Below are 16,006 nucleotides of genomic sequence, written 5' to 3'. Positions count from 1 at the left end.
CGCATGAGTTCCAGTCCGGTCGAGACGACGATCACCGACGAGTCCGCCCTCGGCCTGGCTGCCGCGATCCGCACGGGTGCGGTGCGCGCCCGCGCGGTGGTCGATGCCCACATCGCCGTGCTCGAACGGTTCACTCCCGCGACGAACGCCGTCGTCGTCGAGCGCTACGCGGCCGCGCGCGCCCAGGCCGACGCGGCCGACGCGCACCTCGCGACCGGCCCCGCGACGCTGCCGCCGCTGTTCGGTGTGCCGATCACCGTCAAGGAGTCGCTGGCCGTGGCCGGGCTGCCCAATACGGCGGGGGTCCTGGCCCGCAGGCACGTCCGGCCGACCGCGAATGCCACTGTGGTGCACCGTGTTCTGGACGCCGGTGCGATCGTGCTCGGGTTGACCAACACCGCCGAGGGCTGCATGTGGATCGAGACCGACAACCGCGTGTACGGACGCACCAGCAATGTCCACGACCGGACCCGCACGGCGGGCGGGTCCTCCGGCGGCGAGGGCGCGGCGGTCGGCAGCGGTGGATCGCCGCTGGGCCTGGCCACCGATACGCTCGGGTCCATCCGCATTCCGGCGTTCTGCAACGGCGTCTTCGGGCATCGTCCGTCGACCGGCCTGCTGCCGACCACCGGCGCCTGGCCCCCGCCCTACGGCGTCGCCGCGCTGTGCGCGAACGGCCTGATCGCCCGCCGCGCCGACGATCTGCTGCCGCTGCTGCGCATCATGGCCGGACCGGACGGTATCGACCCGCTGGCGCGTGACATGGCACTCGGCGACCCCGCGACCACCTCGCTGCGCGGGGTGCGGGTCGTGCTGCTCGACGGGGCGTTCGCCCCCGGCGTCGGCCGCGAAGTGCTCGCCGCCCGCGATCGCGCGGCCGCCGCGCTGGACAACGCCGGCGCCGAGATCGTCCGGGTCCGGATGCGATCGCTGCGCATGATCGGACTGTTCACCGCGATGGTGCTGGCGAAGGAGACCGGCATCAGCTTCGCCGAGATCATGCGCGGTGAGGGTGCCGACATCCTGGCTCCCCGACAACTCGTCGACCCGCGCGGCGACCACACCCTGCCCACCCGGCTGCTCGCGTTCGGCGAACTCCTCGCCGCCCGCGTGCCCGCCGGCCCCGCGCGCCGGATCACCGGCGCCGCTCACGAGGCCGCCGCCGAGATCGCCGAGACCATCGGCGACGGTCTGCTCTTGCATCCCACGCTCACCTCCGTCGCGCCGCGGCACGGCCACACCACCGGCCGGCCGTGGCACACCGACGCGGTCGCCCCCTTCAGCCTCGCCGGGCTGCCGGTGACGCAGGTGCCGCTGGGCCGGGGCGCCCACGGTCTGCCGCTGGGTGTACAGGTGGTCGCGGGTGCGGGCCGCGACCACCTGTCGATCGCCGCGGCGCTCACCCTCCAGGACGCCTTCGGCGGGTGGGTGCGGCCACGGCTGTGACCGCGCTCAGGCGGTCACCGACGCGTCCCGGGGCAGGCCGAGCATCCGCTCACCGATGACATTGAGCTGCACCTCGGTCGTGCCGCCGTAGATCGTGGTGGCGCGACCGGCGATCAGCTGTTCCATCGCGTGGTCGCTGCGCTCGCCCGGCACCGACACGACACCCGCGACCCCGAGTTCGGCGACGACGAACTCCGAGATCGCCTGTCCCAGGCCCATTCCCAGCAGCTTGCCGACGCTGGACGTGGTGGACACGTCGATGCCGGAGAGCTGTTTGAGCACCACCCGCGACCCGATCACGTCGACCGCCCGGCTCTCGGCCATCAGCTCGCCGACGTGGTAGCGCGCCACCGGCGAGAGCTCCCGGCCGATCGCGAACCGCAGCAGGTCGGTATCGGTGGCGTAGGCCTCCATCTTCTGACTCAGCGCCACCCGCTCGCCGGCCAGCGTCGTGCGGGCCACGTGCCAGCCGTCGTCGACCGCGCCGACCACGTTCTCGTCGGGGATGAACACATCATCGAGGAACACCTCGTTGAACAGCGCCGAACCGGTCATCTCCCGCAGCGGTCGGACGGTGATGCCCGGTGTCGACATGTCCAGCACGAAATAGGTGATGCCCTCGTGCTTGGGCTTGTCCGGGCTGGTGCGGGCGATCAGCATCGCCCAGTCCGCGAACTGCGCGACCGTGGTCCAGATCTTCTGACCGCAGATGCGCCAGCCGCCGTCGACCTTGGTCGCCTTGGTGGTCAGGCTCGCCAGGTCCGAACCCGCGCCGGGCTCGCTGAACAGCTGGCACCACACCAGTTCGCCGCGCAGCGTCGGCACGACGAGTTCCCGCTTCTGCCGTTCGTCACCGTGCGGGACGATCGCGCCGACCGCCCAGGTGCCCATCAGCAGCTGCGGCATCGGGATGCCCGAGGCCTTGATCTCCTGCGAGATCACCACCTGCTCGAGCGGGGTGGCCGACCGGCCGTAGGGGCGCGGCAGATGCGGCAGGTTCCAGCCGCCGTCACCGAGGGCGACCAGTTGCTCGTCCTCGTCGTCGATCGCGGCGATCACCGCCAGTTCCGCGCGGATCCCGGCCCGGATCTGTTCGGCCTCGGCGGGCAGTTCCAGATCGCTGGACAACGTCGCACCCGACAGCGCGTACCCGGCGACGGTCTCCGCCCGGACGTCGCGCGCGCCGAGCTGTCCCCGCAGTGCGAGCGCGCGCCGGTAGTACAGGTGCGCGTCGTGCTCCCAGGTGAACCCGATGCCGCCGTGGACCTGGATGCAGTCCTGGGCGACCTGGACCGCGGCGTCGGGCACGATCAGCGCGGCGACCGCGGCCGCGTAGTCGGCGTTCGCGTCGTCCCGGTCGAGAGCGAACGCGGCGTCCCACAGCACCGCCCGCGCCTTCTCCAGCGCGATGCCCATGTGGGCGCACTTGTGCTTGACACCTTGGAACTGCCCGATCGGCCTGCCGAACTGCACGCGGGTCTTGGCGTACTCCGCCGCGGTCGAGACACACCACGACATCACCCCGACCGCCTCGGCGCCGAGCACCACCGCCGCCACCGACCGCACCCGCGCCGAGGACACCGTGAGCACGCGCTCGGCGGGCACCTCGACCGAATCCGCCTGCAGCCGAGCCGCTCCGCGCAGCACGTCGACGGAGTCCTGCGCACTCACCGTCAGGTCGACGTTCTCGAACGCCACCCACCGCTGCGCGCCGTCGACGGCGACCGGCGCGAGGACCACATCCGCCGACACCGCTGCGGTCACGCCGTCGGTGGTCCCGTCCACGACCAGCGCACCGTCGTCCCGCAGGACACCGGTCAGCCCCGGGGACAGGGCGACCGCGCCGGTGCGCGAACCGTCGGCCAGTCCGGGCAGCTGCGCCCGCGCCCATGTCCCGCCGTCCTGGGCGAGCACCGCGCTGGTCAGCACGGTCGGCACGAACGGACCGGTGTGCAGCCCGCGCCCGAGCGGCTCGAGGGCGACGGCCAGGGTCAGCAGACCCGCGCCCTGTCCACCCAGTTCCTCCGAGACGTGCAGGCTCAGCAGATCCTGGGCGACGAGCGCGTCCCAATACGGCAGCTGCTTGCCCGCCTCGGTGGATTCGACTGCCGCGCGGACGATCTCGGTGGTGACGGTGCGCTCGACGAAGCCGCGGACCGCGTCGGCCAGCGCCAGATGGTCCGCGCTGACGCCGACGCCGAGCTCATAGCTGGTGCGTGCCATGGCTAGTTCGTCTCCTTCAGCCGAGCGGCGACCTCGTCGATGGTCCACGGACCATCGGTCTCGACCGTGCGCACGTCGTGCCAGCCGGCCAGTTCGACGATCGCGCCGCCCTGCACTGCGAACACCTTGCCGGTGAGCGGGCAGTCGGCCTCGGCCAGGTGCGCGACCAGCGGCGAGATGTTGGCGGGGGCGAACGCGTCGAACTCGCCTTCGGGCACCTCGGCGGCGAACAGCGCGCCCATGCCCGGGGTCGCCAGGGTCAGCCGGGTGCGCGCGATCGGGGCGATCGCGTTGACCCGCACGCCGTAGCGTTCGAGCTCGTCGGCGGCCACCAGCGTCAGCGCGGCGATGCCTGCCTTGGCCGCGCCGTAGTTGGCCTGCCCCGCGTTGGGCATGAAGGTGCCCGAGGCCGAGGCGGTGTTGATCACCGACGCCGCGACCGCGGTACCGGCCTTGGACTGCGCCTTCCAGTACGCCGCGGCATGGTGCAGGGTGGCGGCGTGACCCTTGAGGTGCACGGCGATGACCGCGTCCCACTGGGATTCCGCCATCCCCGCGATGAACGCGTCACGCAGGATGCCCGCGTTGTTGACCAGCACGTCGAGCGAGCCGTACTCGCCGACCGCCTGGTCGACGAGGGCTTTCGCGCCCGCCCAGGTGGCGATGTCGTCGGTGTTGGCGACCGCCCGGCCACCGGCGGCGACGATCTCGTCGACCACCTGCTGGGCGGGCCCGGCGTCGCTGCCCGAGCCGTCGTTGGCGCCGCCGAGGTCGTTGACCACGACCTGCGCACCCTCGCGGGCGAACAGCAGTGCGTGTTCGCGGCCGATTCCGCGTCCGGCGCCGGTGACGACGGCGACGCGACCGTCAAGCTTTCCCATGAGTCTGTGTCTCCTCGTTGAATTCGACGCGGCCGTCGGTGATGGCGATCTGCCCGGCGGCTTCGGTCTCGAAGGCGTAGGCGGTGACCCCCGGCGCGGAGTCGGCGCGCCACAGGGTCGTGGTGATGTCCTGGCCCGGCAGCACCGGTTTGGCGAAACGCACGGCGAGACGGCGCAACCGCGCGGTGTCACCCTCGGCGAGCTCGGTCAGCGCCGCCCAGGAGGTGAACGCCATGGTGCACAGACCGTGGTTGATGATGCCGGGAAGTCCTGCCATGCGGGCGATCTCGTCGTCGAGGTGGATCGGCATGGGATCACCGGAGGCGGGCGAGTAGCGGAAGGTCTGGTCCTGATCGATGTGCGCGGTGACCCGCGCGACCGGCTCCCCGGCCCGGTCGACCTCGGTGATCCGGTGATCGGGAGCGAGCTCCCCGGCACCGGCGCCGGCGTCGACCTTGCGGAAGAACGCGGTCATCCACTGCTCGTTGACGAGTTCTCCTGCCGCGTCCCGGGTTTCGGCGTAGACGACCACGGTCGACCCGTTGGGCTTGCCCGCGTAGCCGATCGGCTTGGCCCGCACCACCAGGTCGTCACCGGCCCGGATGGGGCGATGGAACCGGAAGTCCTGTTCGCCGTGGACCAGCTTCATCAGCAGTTCCACCGGCGCCACCGACAGGGCGGCGGGCGCCATCGAGGTGAATACCGGGACCACCGCGAACACCGGTGGGGCGATCTCGCCGGCCAGGTGCGCCGCGATCGGGTCGTTGGTCGCCGCGGCGTATTCCGCGATCCGCTCGGCGGTGACCGTGAACCGCTCCTCGTCGGTCCACTCCCCCAGGCCGGAGCCGTCGAAGACGACTCCGGCCGATTCCGCGGTGGTCACGCGGCCGAGCCGACGAGCTCGGTGAACTTCGCCATCGACTCCTTCAAGTCGGCCTCGGCGTGCTTGGCGACGGCCTTGCCGATCGGGCCGACGATCATCGTGCCCTTGAAGCTCGCGTCGAACGCGGCGCTCGAGCCGGTGGCGGTCGGTTCCACCTTCAACGCGAATTCGACGGTGACACCGGCCATGCCGGTGCCGGTGATCTTGAGGTAGGTGTTCGGGTCGACCTCGGCCACGGTCCATTCGATCTTGTTGGCCATGTTCATCACCGACACGACCTCGATAAACCGCGCGCCCGCGGTCAGCTCGGCGGGGAGCTCGCTGCGCCAGCCCTGGTGGATGGTCAGCCAGTCCTCCCAATTGGCCAGATCGCTCAGGCGTGCCCACGCCTGCTCGGGGGTGACAGGGAGATCGGTGGAAACGGTCACAGATGCCATGGGGTTACTCCTCGATGATTTCGTGGGGGGATCAGCGGACGGCCGGGCGGTAGGCGGTCACCACGACCGCGCCGCCGAGACCGATGTTGTGCTGCAGGGCGATGCGCGCGCCGTCGACCTGGCGGGCGTCGGCGGTGCCGCGCAGCTGCCAGGTGAGCTCGCTGCACTGGGCCAGGCCGGTCGCGCCGAGCGGGTGGCCCTTCGAGATCAGGCCACCGGACGGGTTGACGACCCAGGTGCCGCCGTAGGTGGTGGCGTCGTCGTCGACGAGACGACCGCCCTCGCCCGGCGCGCACAGGCCCAGCGCCTCATAGGTCAGCAGTTCGTTGGTGGAGAAGCAGTCGTGCAGTTCGATGACGTCGATGTCCGCGGGGCCGATACCGGCCTGCTCGTAGACCTTCAGCGCCGCGGTGCGCGACATGTCGGCCCCGACCAGATTGATCGCGGTCGGATCGGTGAAGGTGGACTGCAGGTCGGTGACCATGGCCTGCCCGACCATCTCCACCGCGCGATCGGCCAGCCCGTGCCGGTCGACGAAGTCCTCGCTCGCCAGGATCACCGCGCCGGAGCCGTCGGAGGTGGGCGAGCACTGCAGTTTGGTGAGCGGGCCGTAGATCGGCTTGGCCGCGAGGACTTCCTCGAGACTGTATTCCTTCTGGAACTGGGCGTACGGGTTGTTCACCGAGTGCTTGTGGTTCTTCACCCCGATTTTCGCGAACTGCTCGGCGGTGGTGCCGTAGCGCTGCATGTGCTCCTTGCCCGCGGCGCCGAACATGTACGGCGCGGGCGGCATCGCGAACTCCTGTAGTTCGGCCAGCGCCAGCAGGTGCCGCATCATCGGCTGCTCACGGTCGTCGAAAGTCGAACCCAGCGAGCCCTTCTGCATCTTCTCGAAGCCCAGCGCGAGGGTGCATTCGGCCAGCCCGCCGCGGATCGCCTGCGCCGCGAGGTATAGCGCGGTCGATCCGGTCGAACAGTTGTTGTTGACGTTCACCACCGGGATACCGGTGAGGCCGAGCTCGTAGACCGCGCGCTGACCCGAGGTGGACTCGCCGTACACATAGCCGACATAGGCCTGCTCGACCTGGTGGTAGTCGATCCCGGCGTCGGCGAGCGCCTTCGTGCCCGCCTCCCTGGCCATGTCGGGATAGTCCCACTCCAGTTCGCCGGGCTTCTCGAACTTCGTCATGCCGACGCCGACGACGAACACCTTCTGTGTCATGTACGCACTCCTGTGTGCCGCGCGCCCCCGGTATGTGGGACACGATGTCCCTGTAATTTAGGTTGGACACGACGTCCAGGTCAATACCTGGGTGACACCAGTATCCGGACAGCACACAGCCCCAGATCACGCGCGAACTACGCTGACCTGCACAGATTTAGTGAGTCATATGTCCCGAATACTTGGACACAGTGCGACAAGCCCCCGAGAGCGAGGGTGAGACGAGCTAGTCGACCAGCGGGTCGACGGGGATGCCTTCGACGGCGCGCAAGCGCTCGGCGAAGCCGATCAGAATCTCGTGCGACTCGACCGACAGACCATCGGCCAGCGCGATGAAGCGCTCGAAACCGGGATCGGAGAACGGCCTGCGCCGACCGACGACGACCCGAGCACCGACCGGAACACTCGACGACATCCGCACTCCCTGGACACTGCAGCGAACCTCACGCGACCGCCCGCTGCCCCGACGGTCGAGTTCGAAGGAAAACTAACATAGCTGAACGTTTGCGGATACTTCAGCGGCGGGTGCGCGATGTCGCGCTCCACCGCATCCTGGGCAGCGCGTCCTCGTTCTCGATCTCCGACAGACTCACGCTGATCAGCACGAGCATGGTCACCATGCTGATGATCCCGATCAGGGGCCCCAGCAGCTGCATCGCCTCCACACCCGGCGGCGGCGCCGAGCTGTGATGCCCTTCGTGCGCACGCATCGCGGCCATCCCGGTGTAGTGCATCCCGCATACCGCGACACCCATGATCATCGCGGCGCCGACCGTCGCCAGGAACCCCTTGACGCGCAGCGTGAACCACAGCGCCACGATCGAGGCGACCACCGCGATCACCATCGATGCCGCGACGAGCCGAGGGTCATAGGACAGGGCGGCATGGGACTTCATCGCGGACATGCCGGTGTAGTGCATGGCGCCGACACCGAGGCCGGTGATGGTGCCGCCGCCGATCAGCGACACGAGCGTGGGTTGCGGCTTGTTCACCATGAACAGGCCGATCCCGACGACGATCATCGCCGTCGCCGCGCTGAGCAGCGTGCGCGGAACGTCGTAGCGGATCTCCGAGCCAGCGATGGAGAAACCGAGCATTGCGATGAAATGCATGACCCAGATGCCGGTCCCGCCGATGGCGACCGCGGCACTGATCAACCAGCCCGCGCGCCCCTTACCGGCATTGCGTCCGCGCGCCGCGCACTGCAACCCGAGCAGGCAACCGAGGAAGGACATGAAGTAGGCGAGAACGGGGGTGATCCAGCCGTAGGAGAAGTGATAGATGTCGAGCACGCCGTGCAACCCTCGCATCGGTGCCACAGCCCTGCTGTGGCACAACGAAATCCGACCTGCGGCGAGAATACTGAACTACCGGCAAATTTCCAGCATTTGGACACTAGTCCAGATGGTAGTTTTGATCACAGAAGACTTCTCTCAGTGCGTATGTGACGGATTGCATCGTTACCCCCAATAACTACCGTCGAGATTTCACCACCGATTCGCCGGAGTACCCTCCCATGGAAGCCCTTCGGCATTCGGTCAGCAATTCCGGTCTCGATACGTCGGACAACTGGGCAGGTACGCATATTCAGCTGCCGCGAAACATGTTTCGCGCCTCCGTCCGATAGATTGCGGAGATTCGAATTCGGGCGATCATCGGAGGACCGTGCAACAGGTCGCAGTGGCGATCGGCGCCGCCGGGTGATCGCCGTGCCTGCGGCGTTCGCCCGCAACTACCTCGACGGCCCGGGGCGGGTCTGGCTCGCGGAACTGCCGGGCACGGTCGCCGAGCTTCTCGGCCGATGGTCGTGCACCCCCGACGGGCCGACGATGCACGGCGAAGTGGGCATCGTGGTGCCGGTCCGGCATCGGGAGCTGACCCCCGCGGTCATCAAGGTCTCGTACCCGCACCCCGGTATCCGCCACGAACCCGACGCCTTCACCGCGTGGCAGGGTCGCGGGGCGGTCCGGCTCCACGAACGCGACGACGGCCGGTACGCGATGCTGCTCGAGCGCGCGGGCGCCACCCTGGCGACCGTCACCGATCCGGAGCGGGCCGTCACGATCCAGGGCGCGCTCACCCGCAGGCTGGCCGTCGAAGCGCCCGCCGGCCTCCCCCGGCTCGCCGATCAGGCGGTGGACTGGGAACGCGATATCCGCGCCACCGCACCGGCGCTCGGCGAACCACTGCCCCGCCGGGTGATCGACGCGGCCCTCGCCACGCTCCGCGAACTCGGCCCCGACCAGCCGAACCTGCTCGTCCACGGCGACCTGCACGATGCCAATGTGCTGGCGTCCGAGCGGGAACCCTGGCTGGCGATCGACCCCAAGTGCATGGTCGGCGATCCCGCCTGCGATGCCCTCAACGTGATCCGCAGCCCCCGGTTCGATCGCGACCTCCGCGCGGCGCACCCGAAGGCGAGAATCCTGCGCCTGCTCGACATCTACTGCGACGCAGCCGAGATCGACCCGGCCCGCGCACGTCGCTGGACACAGGCCGGCGCGGTGCGGGAGGCGCTGTGGGGCCGCGTCCACGGCGATCCCGAGTGGCTGGTCTTCGCAACCGATCAGCTCGCCACCGCCCTGACGTGAAGCCCGGCGAGACAGATCGGCCCTCGATGTCTCGGGGAGTCGACATCGAGGGCCGCCGCGAGCGGGTCTACCCGGGTCAGTAGGTGTACAGATCCCAGCCGCCGATGACCTCGACGCACTCCCACTGCGCGCCACCGGTGCTCGGCGAGGCGCCGTCGGCGGCGCAGGCTTCGTAGGTGGCGTAGTTGCCGACGAAGCCACTCAGCATCGGCGCGGGCGCGGCCGAGGCCAGGCCCGCGCCGGCCACGGAGGCGGCGGCGATCACGGTGGCGGCGATCACGGACTTGATGGTCATGGTGTTCCTTTCGTCCCGACCCGGTCGTCTCCGGGCCGGGACCAGAGAACCAAAGCGCGCGTGAGGATTTCATGAGCAGCGACGATGAGCTTTTCGTGATGCCGCGATGACGCGGCGCCCCTCGGGGCTTGCCTTACGCTCGCTTCTCGTGCGTGTGCTGGTGGTGGAGGACGACGAGGGACTGGGCCGGGAGATCGCGACGGGGCTGCGGGCCGCCGGTTTCGCGGTCGACCTGGCGCTGCTGCTCGTCGACGCCGATGTCGACATCTCGGTGAACAGCTACGACGTGCTCGTGCTCGACCGCGGCATGCCCGACGGTGACGGCCTGCTGTTGCTGGCGGCCCTGCGCTCGCGCGGGTGCCGGATACCCGCGCTGGTTCTGACCGCGCGCGACGGCCTGTCCGACCGCATCGCCGGCTTCGAGCACGGTGCCGACGACTATCTGAGCAAGCCCTTCGCGCTCGCCGAACTGACCGCGCGGGTGCGGGCGCTGTGCCGCCGCCGCGACCAGCCGCTGCCGGCCCTGCTCCGGCTGGGCGATATCGAGATCGATCTGCCGCGGCGCCGGGTCCAGCGGGCCGGCATCCTGCGCTCGCTGACGCCCAAGGAGTTCGCGGTGCTGGAACTGCTGGCGACGCGGGCGGGCTCGGTGGTGTCGCGCTCGGACCTGATCGAGGCGTGCTGGGACGAGATGGCCGAACCGAATTCGAACGTGGTCGACGCGGTGATGGCCGGTTTGCGCCGCAAACTCGGACCGCCCCCGGTGATCGACACCGTGCGCGGCGCGGGCTTCGTCCTCGGTGGCGCCGCGTGCGTGTCCTGATCCCCACCTCCGACGCCCGTCCCGCGGTGGCCCGGCTGCGCCGTACCCGTGTGCAGCTCACCGTGCTCATCACCGCGATCACCACGCTGTGCCTGATCGTGCTCGGGCTGGTGGCCGCGGTGATCGATGCGAGGTCCCGTGACCAAGCCCTCGACAGCGCCCTCGACCGGGTCCTGACCGGGCTGGGGCCGCGGATCTACCTCGACGACGACGATGCGGTCGACACCTCCGAGCTACCGAGCGATCAGCTCGTCGGCGGTGAGATCGCCATTCTGGTGCTGACGCCGGACGGCACCGGCGGCTGGACCGTGCACTACGGCCATCTGCGTTCCCACATGCCCGCCGAGTCCGGGATCGCGGCCACCGCCGATGCCGCGACGCGCGCGCCCGGCGACACGGTCTACCGGGATTCGATCGACAGCGCCGGGCGTCGGGTTCGCCTGGCGGCGGCCGTGTTCGGCTGGGCGGACTCCGACCGCGAAGCCGTGCTGATCACCGGTGCCGACCCCGACGGCTGGGATCGGGGGCGGGCACTGCTGCTGTGGGCGCTGATCGTCGGCGGCGCGGTGATGGTGGCGGCCTCGGCGGTCGGCGGGCATCTGCTCTCGGGTCGGAGCATGCGCCAGGCGCTGGTGCTGCTCGACGATCAGGAACGCTTCCTGTCCGACGCCGCGCACGAACTGCGCACCCCGCTGGCCACCCATCGGCTGGTGACCGCGCCGGGGCGGCACACCCCGGCCGAGGCCGAGCAGGTGCTCGCCGATGTGCACGCGCTCGGCGCCAAGATGGAGCGGGTGGTGACCGGCCTGCTCGCCCGGGCCCGCATGCGGTCCGGGGTCACCACGATGGAGCGGGCGCAACTGCTGCTCGACCAGCTCACCGAGTCGGTCGTCGACGAATTCGACAATCCACGCCTGGTCCTGCACTCGAATCCGACCGTGGTAGTGGGTGATCCGCACCTGCTCGGGCTCGCGATCCGGAATCTGATCGAGAACGCGCTCACCCACGGTGCGGTCGATCCGCGGGCGCCGGTGGAGATCTACGTCGGCGAGGGCCGGGTCTGCGTCCGCGACCACGGCACCGGTCTGGGGCCGCGACTGTCGTCGAACCCGTTCGATCGCGGCGTCACCGCGGGCCGGGGCAGCGGCATCGGCCTGGCGTTGGTGGCCTGGATCGCCGCATTGCACGGCGGCACCGCCACCATCGAACCGGTGGCGGGTGGCGGAACCCTCGCGACGCTGGTCCTGCCGCCGCCCAGCGCGACGCTCTGACGGCTCCGCGGTCGCGGCCGAGTGTCACCGGGGCGCGCTAGGTTCGACACCGCACACCCATCGCCACTGGAGAGGGTTTCGATGACACCGCTGGTCCGCGTTCAGAACTTCTCGATCTCCCGCGACGGCTACGGCGCGGGTGCGGGGCAGAGCCTCGAGCACCCGTTCGGCCACGCCGACCCCGCCGACTTCATGTCCTGGGCGGGTGCCACCGCGCACTGGGTCAATCGGACCGACCCCGGCGGCACCTATGGCCTCGACGACTACATCATCCGCGATTACGCGATCAATATCGGCGCCGAGATCATGGGGCGCAACAAGTTCGGTCCGCAGCGCGGCCCGTGGGAGAACCAGGACTGGCAGGGCTGGTGGGGCGACGAACCGCCGTTCCACACCCCGGTCTTCGTGCTGACCCACCATCCTCGACCGTCGTTCACCCTGTCCGACACCACGTTCCACTTCGTCGACGCGTCGCCGAAGGACGCCCTCGCACAGGCCATGGCGGCCGCCGACGGCAAGGACGTCCGGATCGGGGGCGGAGTCGCGACCATCCGGGCGTTCCTCGAGGCCGATCTGATCGACACCATGCACGTGGTCGTCGCCCCGGTCGAACTCGGTCGTGGAGAACGATTCTGGACCGGCCCCGAGGAGTACACCGACCGCTTCCACCTCGAGCAGGTGCCGAGTCCGAGCGGAGTGGTGCACCACTTCTTCTGGCGGCGCTGACCCCCTGCGACATATTCCTGTACTGGTATCAGCGAGTTCGCGGCTATCGGCCACCCACGGTGACGGCCCGGGTCGCCGTGTCGGCGATCTGCTCGTCGGTCAGCCCGCTGTGCTGGATCAGCGCGTGGGAGAGCACGATGCGCACCACGACCTCGGCCGCCGCCGCCGGCGGCAGGGCCAGGCCCTCGCCCGACCGCGCGGCGACGATCGGCGCGGCGAGCGCGGCGACCGTCTCGACCAGATTCAGTTCGGCGTCGCCGTGCTGGATGGCGACGTCGAGCAGCCAGGCGGGCTCGTGGGTCCGGAGGTAGCGGAATGCCGGATGCTGTCGCAGGTAGCCCAACGCGAACAGGGTGGCCGAGCGTACGACGTCGGGTAGCGGCGCGAACAGATCGATCGCGCCGTAGGCGGCCGCGACCATCGTCGCGACCTCGCTGCGCCCGACCGCCGCCACGAGCCCGTCCTTGTCACCGAACTCCCGATAGGCGGTCGCACGCGAGACCCCGGCCCGTTCGGCGACCGCGAGCAGGGTCAGCGAATCGAGTCCGCTCTCGGCGATCAGCTCGAGTGCCGCCACGCGCAGCGCGTCCGATGATCTGGTCGTGGAAGCCATGCCTCTTTCTACACCGACGGTTGCCACGCCTCATCGACTGAGACTAATCTTCATTTGAGTCTCAGTTCGTGACGGCGACGACGCCGGTGTTCGCTGAGATCTGACAACGGAGTCGGAGGACAGATGAACCCCAGGACAGACATCGGGCGGGGCCGACGCGGCCATGCCGTGGTGTTGGGAGCGAGCATGGCCGGGCTGTTGACCGCCCGGATCCTGAGCGAGGCCTTCGACAGCGTCACCGTGCTCGAACGCGACGATCTGTCGGCACCCGGCGATCGGCGAGGCGTCCCGCAGGGCAGGCATGTGCACGCACTGCTCGCCCGGGGCAAGCAGAACATCGAAAGCCTGTTTCCCGGCATCACCGCGGAACTGCTCGCCGACGGCGCGGTCGAGTGCCGGTCGCTGAGCGAGATGCGGATGACCATCTCCGGGCACACCCTGCGTCGGTCCGACAGCGGATACTCGCTGCTCCAGGCCAGTCGGCCGTTCCTGGAACGGCGGGTGCGCCGCCGCGTGCGCGCGCTGCCGAACGTCGAGATCCGGGACCGCACGACCGTTCACGGGCTGATCGCCGACGCGGCGAACACGCGTGTCACCGGAGTCGACGCCGAGGACGGCAGCGGTCGCCGCGCGCTCGGCGCCGACCTGGTGGTGAGCTGCCTCGGCCGCCACGGCCCGATCGACGACTGGCTCGCCGAGCTGGGCTATCAGCGGCCCGCCGAGGAGGGCCTGCGGATCGACATGATGTATGCCAGCCGGTATCTGCGGCTGCCCGCGGGGGCGATCGGCGGCGACAAGGAAATCGTGATCGCGGGCCGGGATCCCGCCCGCGGACTCGCCTTGTTCGCGATCGAGGACGGTCTGCACCTCCTCACGCTGATCGGCTACGGCGGGGACCATCCGCCCACCGACGCCGACGGGTTCTGGCGTTTCGCCGCCTCGGTCGCGCCGCCGGACGTGCGTCGCGCGCTGGTGGACGCGCAACCCCTCGGCGAGGTCAGCACCTACCGTTACCTGGCCAATCTGCGTCGCCGCTATGAGCATCTGCGCCGGTTCCCGGACGGCCTGCTCGTGCTGGGCGACGCGGTGTGCAGCTTCAGCCCCGCGTTCGGTCAGGGCATGACGGTGTCCTCGCTGCAGGCGCTGGAACTGCGCCGGGTGCTCGCCGCGGGCGACCACGCGCTGGCCGCCCGTTTCTTCCGCGCCGCGGCCGCCGCCGTCGACGACGCCTGGATGATCACCCGCCTGTTCGACCTGGCCATGCCGCACGTGGACGCACAGGGCGAACCCCGACTGCGCGCCATCGGTTCGCTGGCGCAGGTCGCCGTCGCCATCGGCGCCCGCGATGCGACAGTGGGACAACGCATCTCACGCATCGCGGGTCTGCTGGACCGCCCGTCGGCCGTGTTCGCGCCGAGCGTCCTGCTCGGCGCGGCCGGGGCCACCGTCGGACTGGGGATCGACTGGCTGCGATCCGCCCGAGCCACCGCCGAACCGCGGCCTCGGCCGAGTGCCTTCGATCCGCTGCCGACCGGGCCCGCGCAGGGCTTCCATCTGCTCCCGGTCGCCTCGGTGCGCCGGGACACGCCGGACAGCACCCTCATCGAATTCTCGGTCCCCGATCACCTGGCGAACCGGTACTCCTACCTCGCCGGGCAGCACGTCGTGATCCGTGGCCTCCAGCACGGCCGACCGGTACGCCGCAGCTATTCCCTGTGCGATGCGCCCGGCGACGGGCGGTTACGTATCGCGGTCAAACACCAGGACGGCGGGGCCTTTTCGGACTTCGCCCGCGAACATCTCACCGTGGGCACCCCGCTACACGTCTCGGAGCCGACCGGAACATTCACCGCCACACCGTGTCCCGATCGGGCCGACCACTACGCGGCGGTCGCGGCGGGCAGCGGCATCACCCCCGTCGTCTCGATCATCGCGTCGGTGCTCGCCCACGAGCCCGGGAGCCGGGTCACGCTGCACTACGGCAGCCGCGACCGAACCAGCACCATGCTGGCCGACGCGTTGACCGCGTTGAGCACCCGTTTCCCGGAGCGGTTGCGCATCGTCCACCACCTGTCCCGCCAACACCCGCCGACCGGTGCCGGGAACGTCCGCTATCGGCACGGTCGCATCGACGCGGCGGCGCTCGCTGCCGTCGACGCCGATCACTGGTTCGTCTGCGGGCCCGCCGAACTCACCCGCTCGACCGTGTCGGCGCTGTCCGAGCGTGGGATCGCCGCCGACCGGGTGCACGTGGAGATGTTCGCGACATCCTCACCGGAACCCGCTGCGGCCCCGGCGCCTACACCGCCCTGCGAGGTGACGCTCACCGGCCACGGGGACGATCTGGTGTTCACCATGCCGCAGGGCCGCCCGATTCTCGGCGACGCCGTCCGGTATCGCGACGACCTTCCCTATTCCTGTCTCGGCGGCTCTTGCGGCACCTGCCTGGCCTCGGTGCGCTCGGGCAGGGTCGTGATGGATCACGATCCCCTGCTGGCGATCAGCGCCGCCGACCTCGCCGCGGGCAAGGTGCTGGCCTGCCGGGCCCATGCCGAAGACGACGCGGTCACCCTCCGGTTCGGCGGCTGACGGCGA

At 70.1% G+C, this 16,006-nt stretch carries 15 protein-coding genes; 6 read left to right on the top strand and 9 right to left on the bottom strand.

Going from position 1 to position 16,006, the window contains the following annotated elements; all coding sequences use genetic code 11:
• The first annotated feature begins 3 nt into the window (after positions 1-3).
• Positions 4-1,446, top strand: coding sequence for an amidase (locus Q7X29_RS16145; RefSeq protein WP_316574579.1), 1,443 nt, complete (start codon positions 4-6; stop codon positions 1,444-1,446).
• Between the two features lie 6 nt (positions 1,447-1,452).
• Here the strand turns inward: Q7X29_RS16145 and Q7X29_RS16140 are convergent, their stop codons facing one another.
• The 7 genes from Q7X29_RS16140 to Q7X29_RS16110 form a co-directional block, all read right to left on the bottom strand.
• Complete coding sequence (locus Q7X29_RS16140) at positions 1,453-3,669, bottom strand: acyl-CoA dehydrogenase (RefSeq protein WP_316574578.1); 2,217 nt, start codon at positions 3,667-3,669, stop codon at positions 1,453-1,455.
• A 2-nt stretch (positions 3,670-3,671) separates the two neighbouring features.
• Positions 3,672-4,550: an SDR family oxidoreductase gene (locus Q7X29_RS16135; RefSeq protein ID WP_218717826.1), complete on the bottom strand. Its 879-nt coding sequence runs from the start codon at positions 4,548-4,550 to the stop codon at positions 3,672-3,674.
• Positions 4,537-5,433, bottom strand: a complete 897-nt coding sequence (locus Q7X29_RS16130) for a MaoC/PaaZ C-terminal domain-containing protein (RefSeq protein WP_316574577.1) — start codon at positions 5,431-5,433, stop codon at positions 4,537-4,539. The genes Q7X29_RS16135 and Q7X29_RS16130 overlap by 14 nt, the downstream gene beginning before the upstream one ends.
• Positions 5,430-5,870 (bottom strand): type II toxin-antitoxin system Rv0910 family toxin, encoded by a 441-nt coding sequence (locus Q7X29_RS16125; protein ID WP_218717824.1) that lies wholly within the window; start codon positions 5,868-5,870, stop codon positions 5,430-5,432. The genes Q7X29_RS16130 and Q7X29_RS16125 overlap by 4 nt, the downstream gene beginning before the upstream one ends.
• A 31-nt stretch (positions 5,871-5,901) precedes the next feature.
• On the bottom strand, positions 5,902-7,092 hold the full coding sequence (locus tag Q7X29_RS16120; RefSeq protein WP_316574576.1) for a lipid-transfer protein: 1,191 nt from the start codon (positions 7,090-7,092) through the stop codon (positions 5,902-5,904).
• Positions 7,093-7,318: 226 nt separating this feature from the next.
• A complete protein-coding gene (locus Q7X29_RS16115; protein WP_218717822.1) occupies positions 7,319-7,507 on the bottom strand; it encodes a hypothetical protein in 189 nt (62 codons plus the stop codon).
• A gap of 100 nt (positions 7,508-7,607) precedes the next feature.
• The gene (locus Q7X29_RS16110; RefSeq protein ID WP_394358720.1) at positions 7,608-8,384 is read right to left on the bottom strand and encodes an MHYT domain-containing protein; all 777 of its coding nucleotides are present in this window, start codon (positions 8,382-8,384) and stop codon (positions 7,608-7,610) included.
• A 408-nt stretch (positions 8,385-8,792) separates the two neighbouring features.
• Between Q7X29_RS16110 and Q7X29_RS16105 the strand changes: the two genes are divergently transcribed.
• On the top strand, positions 8,793-9,683 hold the full coding sequence (locus Q7X29_RS16105) for an aminoglycoside phosphotransferase family protein (protein ID WP_316574574.1): 891 nt from the start codon (positions 8,793-8,795) through the stop codon (positions 9,681-9,683).
• 76 nt (positions 9,684-9,759) lie between these two features.
• On the opposite strand, the gene Q7X29_RS16100 is transcribed toward Q7X29_RS16105, so the two are convergent.
• Entirely contained in the window at positions 9,760-9,978 is a 219-nt protein-coding gene (locus tag Q7X29_RS16100; RefSeq protein ID WP_218717821.1) for a hypothetical protein, read from the bottom strand.
• A gap of 148 nt (positions 9,979-10,126) precedes the next feature.
• On the opposite strand from Q7X29_RS16100, the gene Q7X29_RS16095 reads away from it, so the two are divergent.
• The 3 genes from Q7X29_RS16095 (at position 10,127) to Q7X29_RS16085 (ending at position 12,798) form a co-directional block, all read left to right on the top strand.
• The gene (locus Q7X29_RS16095; protein WP_316574573.1) at positions 10,127-10,801 is read left to right on the top strand and encodes a response regulator transcription factor; all 675 of its coding nucleotides are present in this window, start codon (positions 10,127-10,129) and stop codon (positions 10,799-10,801) included.
• Entirely contained in the window at positions 10,789-12,072 is a 1,284-nt protein-coding gene (locus Q7X29_RS16090; RefSeq protein ID WP_316574572.1) for a sensor histidine kinase, read from the top strand. Before Q7X29_RS16095 ends, Q7X29_RS16090 begins: the two co-directional genes overlap by 13 nt.
• An 81-nt stretch (positions 12,073-12,153) precedes the next feature.
• Positions 12,154-12,798 (top strand): dihydrofolate reductase family protein, encoded by a 645-nt coding sequence (locus Q7X29_RS16085; RefSeq protein WP_316574571.1) that lies wholly within the window; start codon positions 12,154-12,156, stop codon positions 12,796-12,798.
• A gap of 43 nt (positions 12,799-12,841) precedes the next feature.
• On the opposite strand, the gene Q7X29_RS16080 is transcribed toward Q7X29_RS16085, so the two are convergent.
• Positions 12,842-13,411, bottom strand: coding sequence for a TetR/AcrR family transcriptional regulator (locus Q7X29_RS16080; RefSeq protein WP_316574570.1), 570 nt, complete (start codon positions 13,409-13,411; stop codon positions 12,842-12,844).
• Between the two features lie 123 nt (positions 13,412-13,534).
• Here Q7X29_RS16080 and Q7X29_RS16075 point away from each other — a divergent pair, with 123 nt between their 5' ends.
• Positions 13,535-16,000, top strand: coding sequence for an FAD-dependent monooxygenase (locus Q7X29_RS16075; RefSeq protein ID WP_316574569.1), 2,466 nt, complete (start codon positions 13,535-13,537; stop codon positions 15,998-16,000).
• Positions 16,001-16,006: the final 6 nt, after the last annotated feature.

Source organism: Nocardia canadensis, from assembly GCF_032656385.1.
GTDB lineage: Bacteria > Actinomycetota > Actinomycetes > Mycobacteriales > Mycobacteriaceae > Nocardia > Nocardia canadensis.
This window is presented reverse-complemented; position numbering and strand designations above follow the sequence as displayed.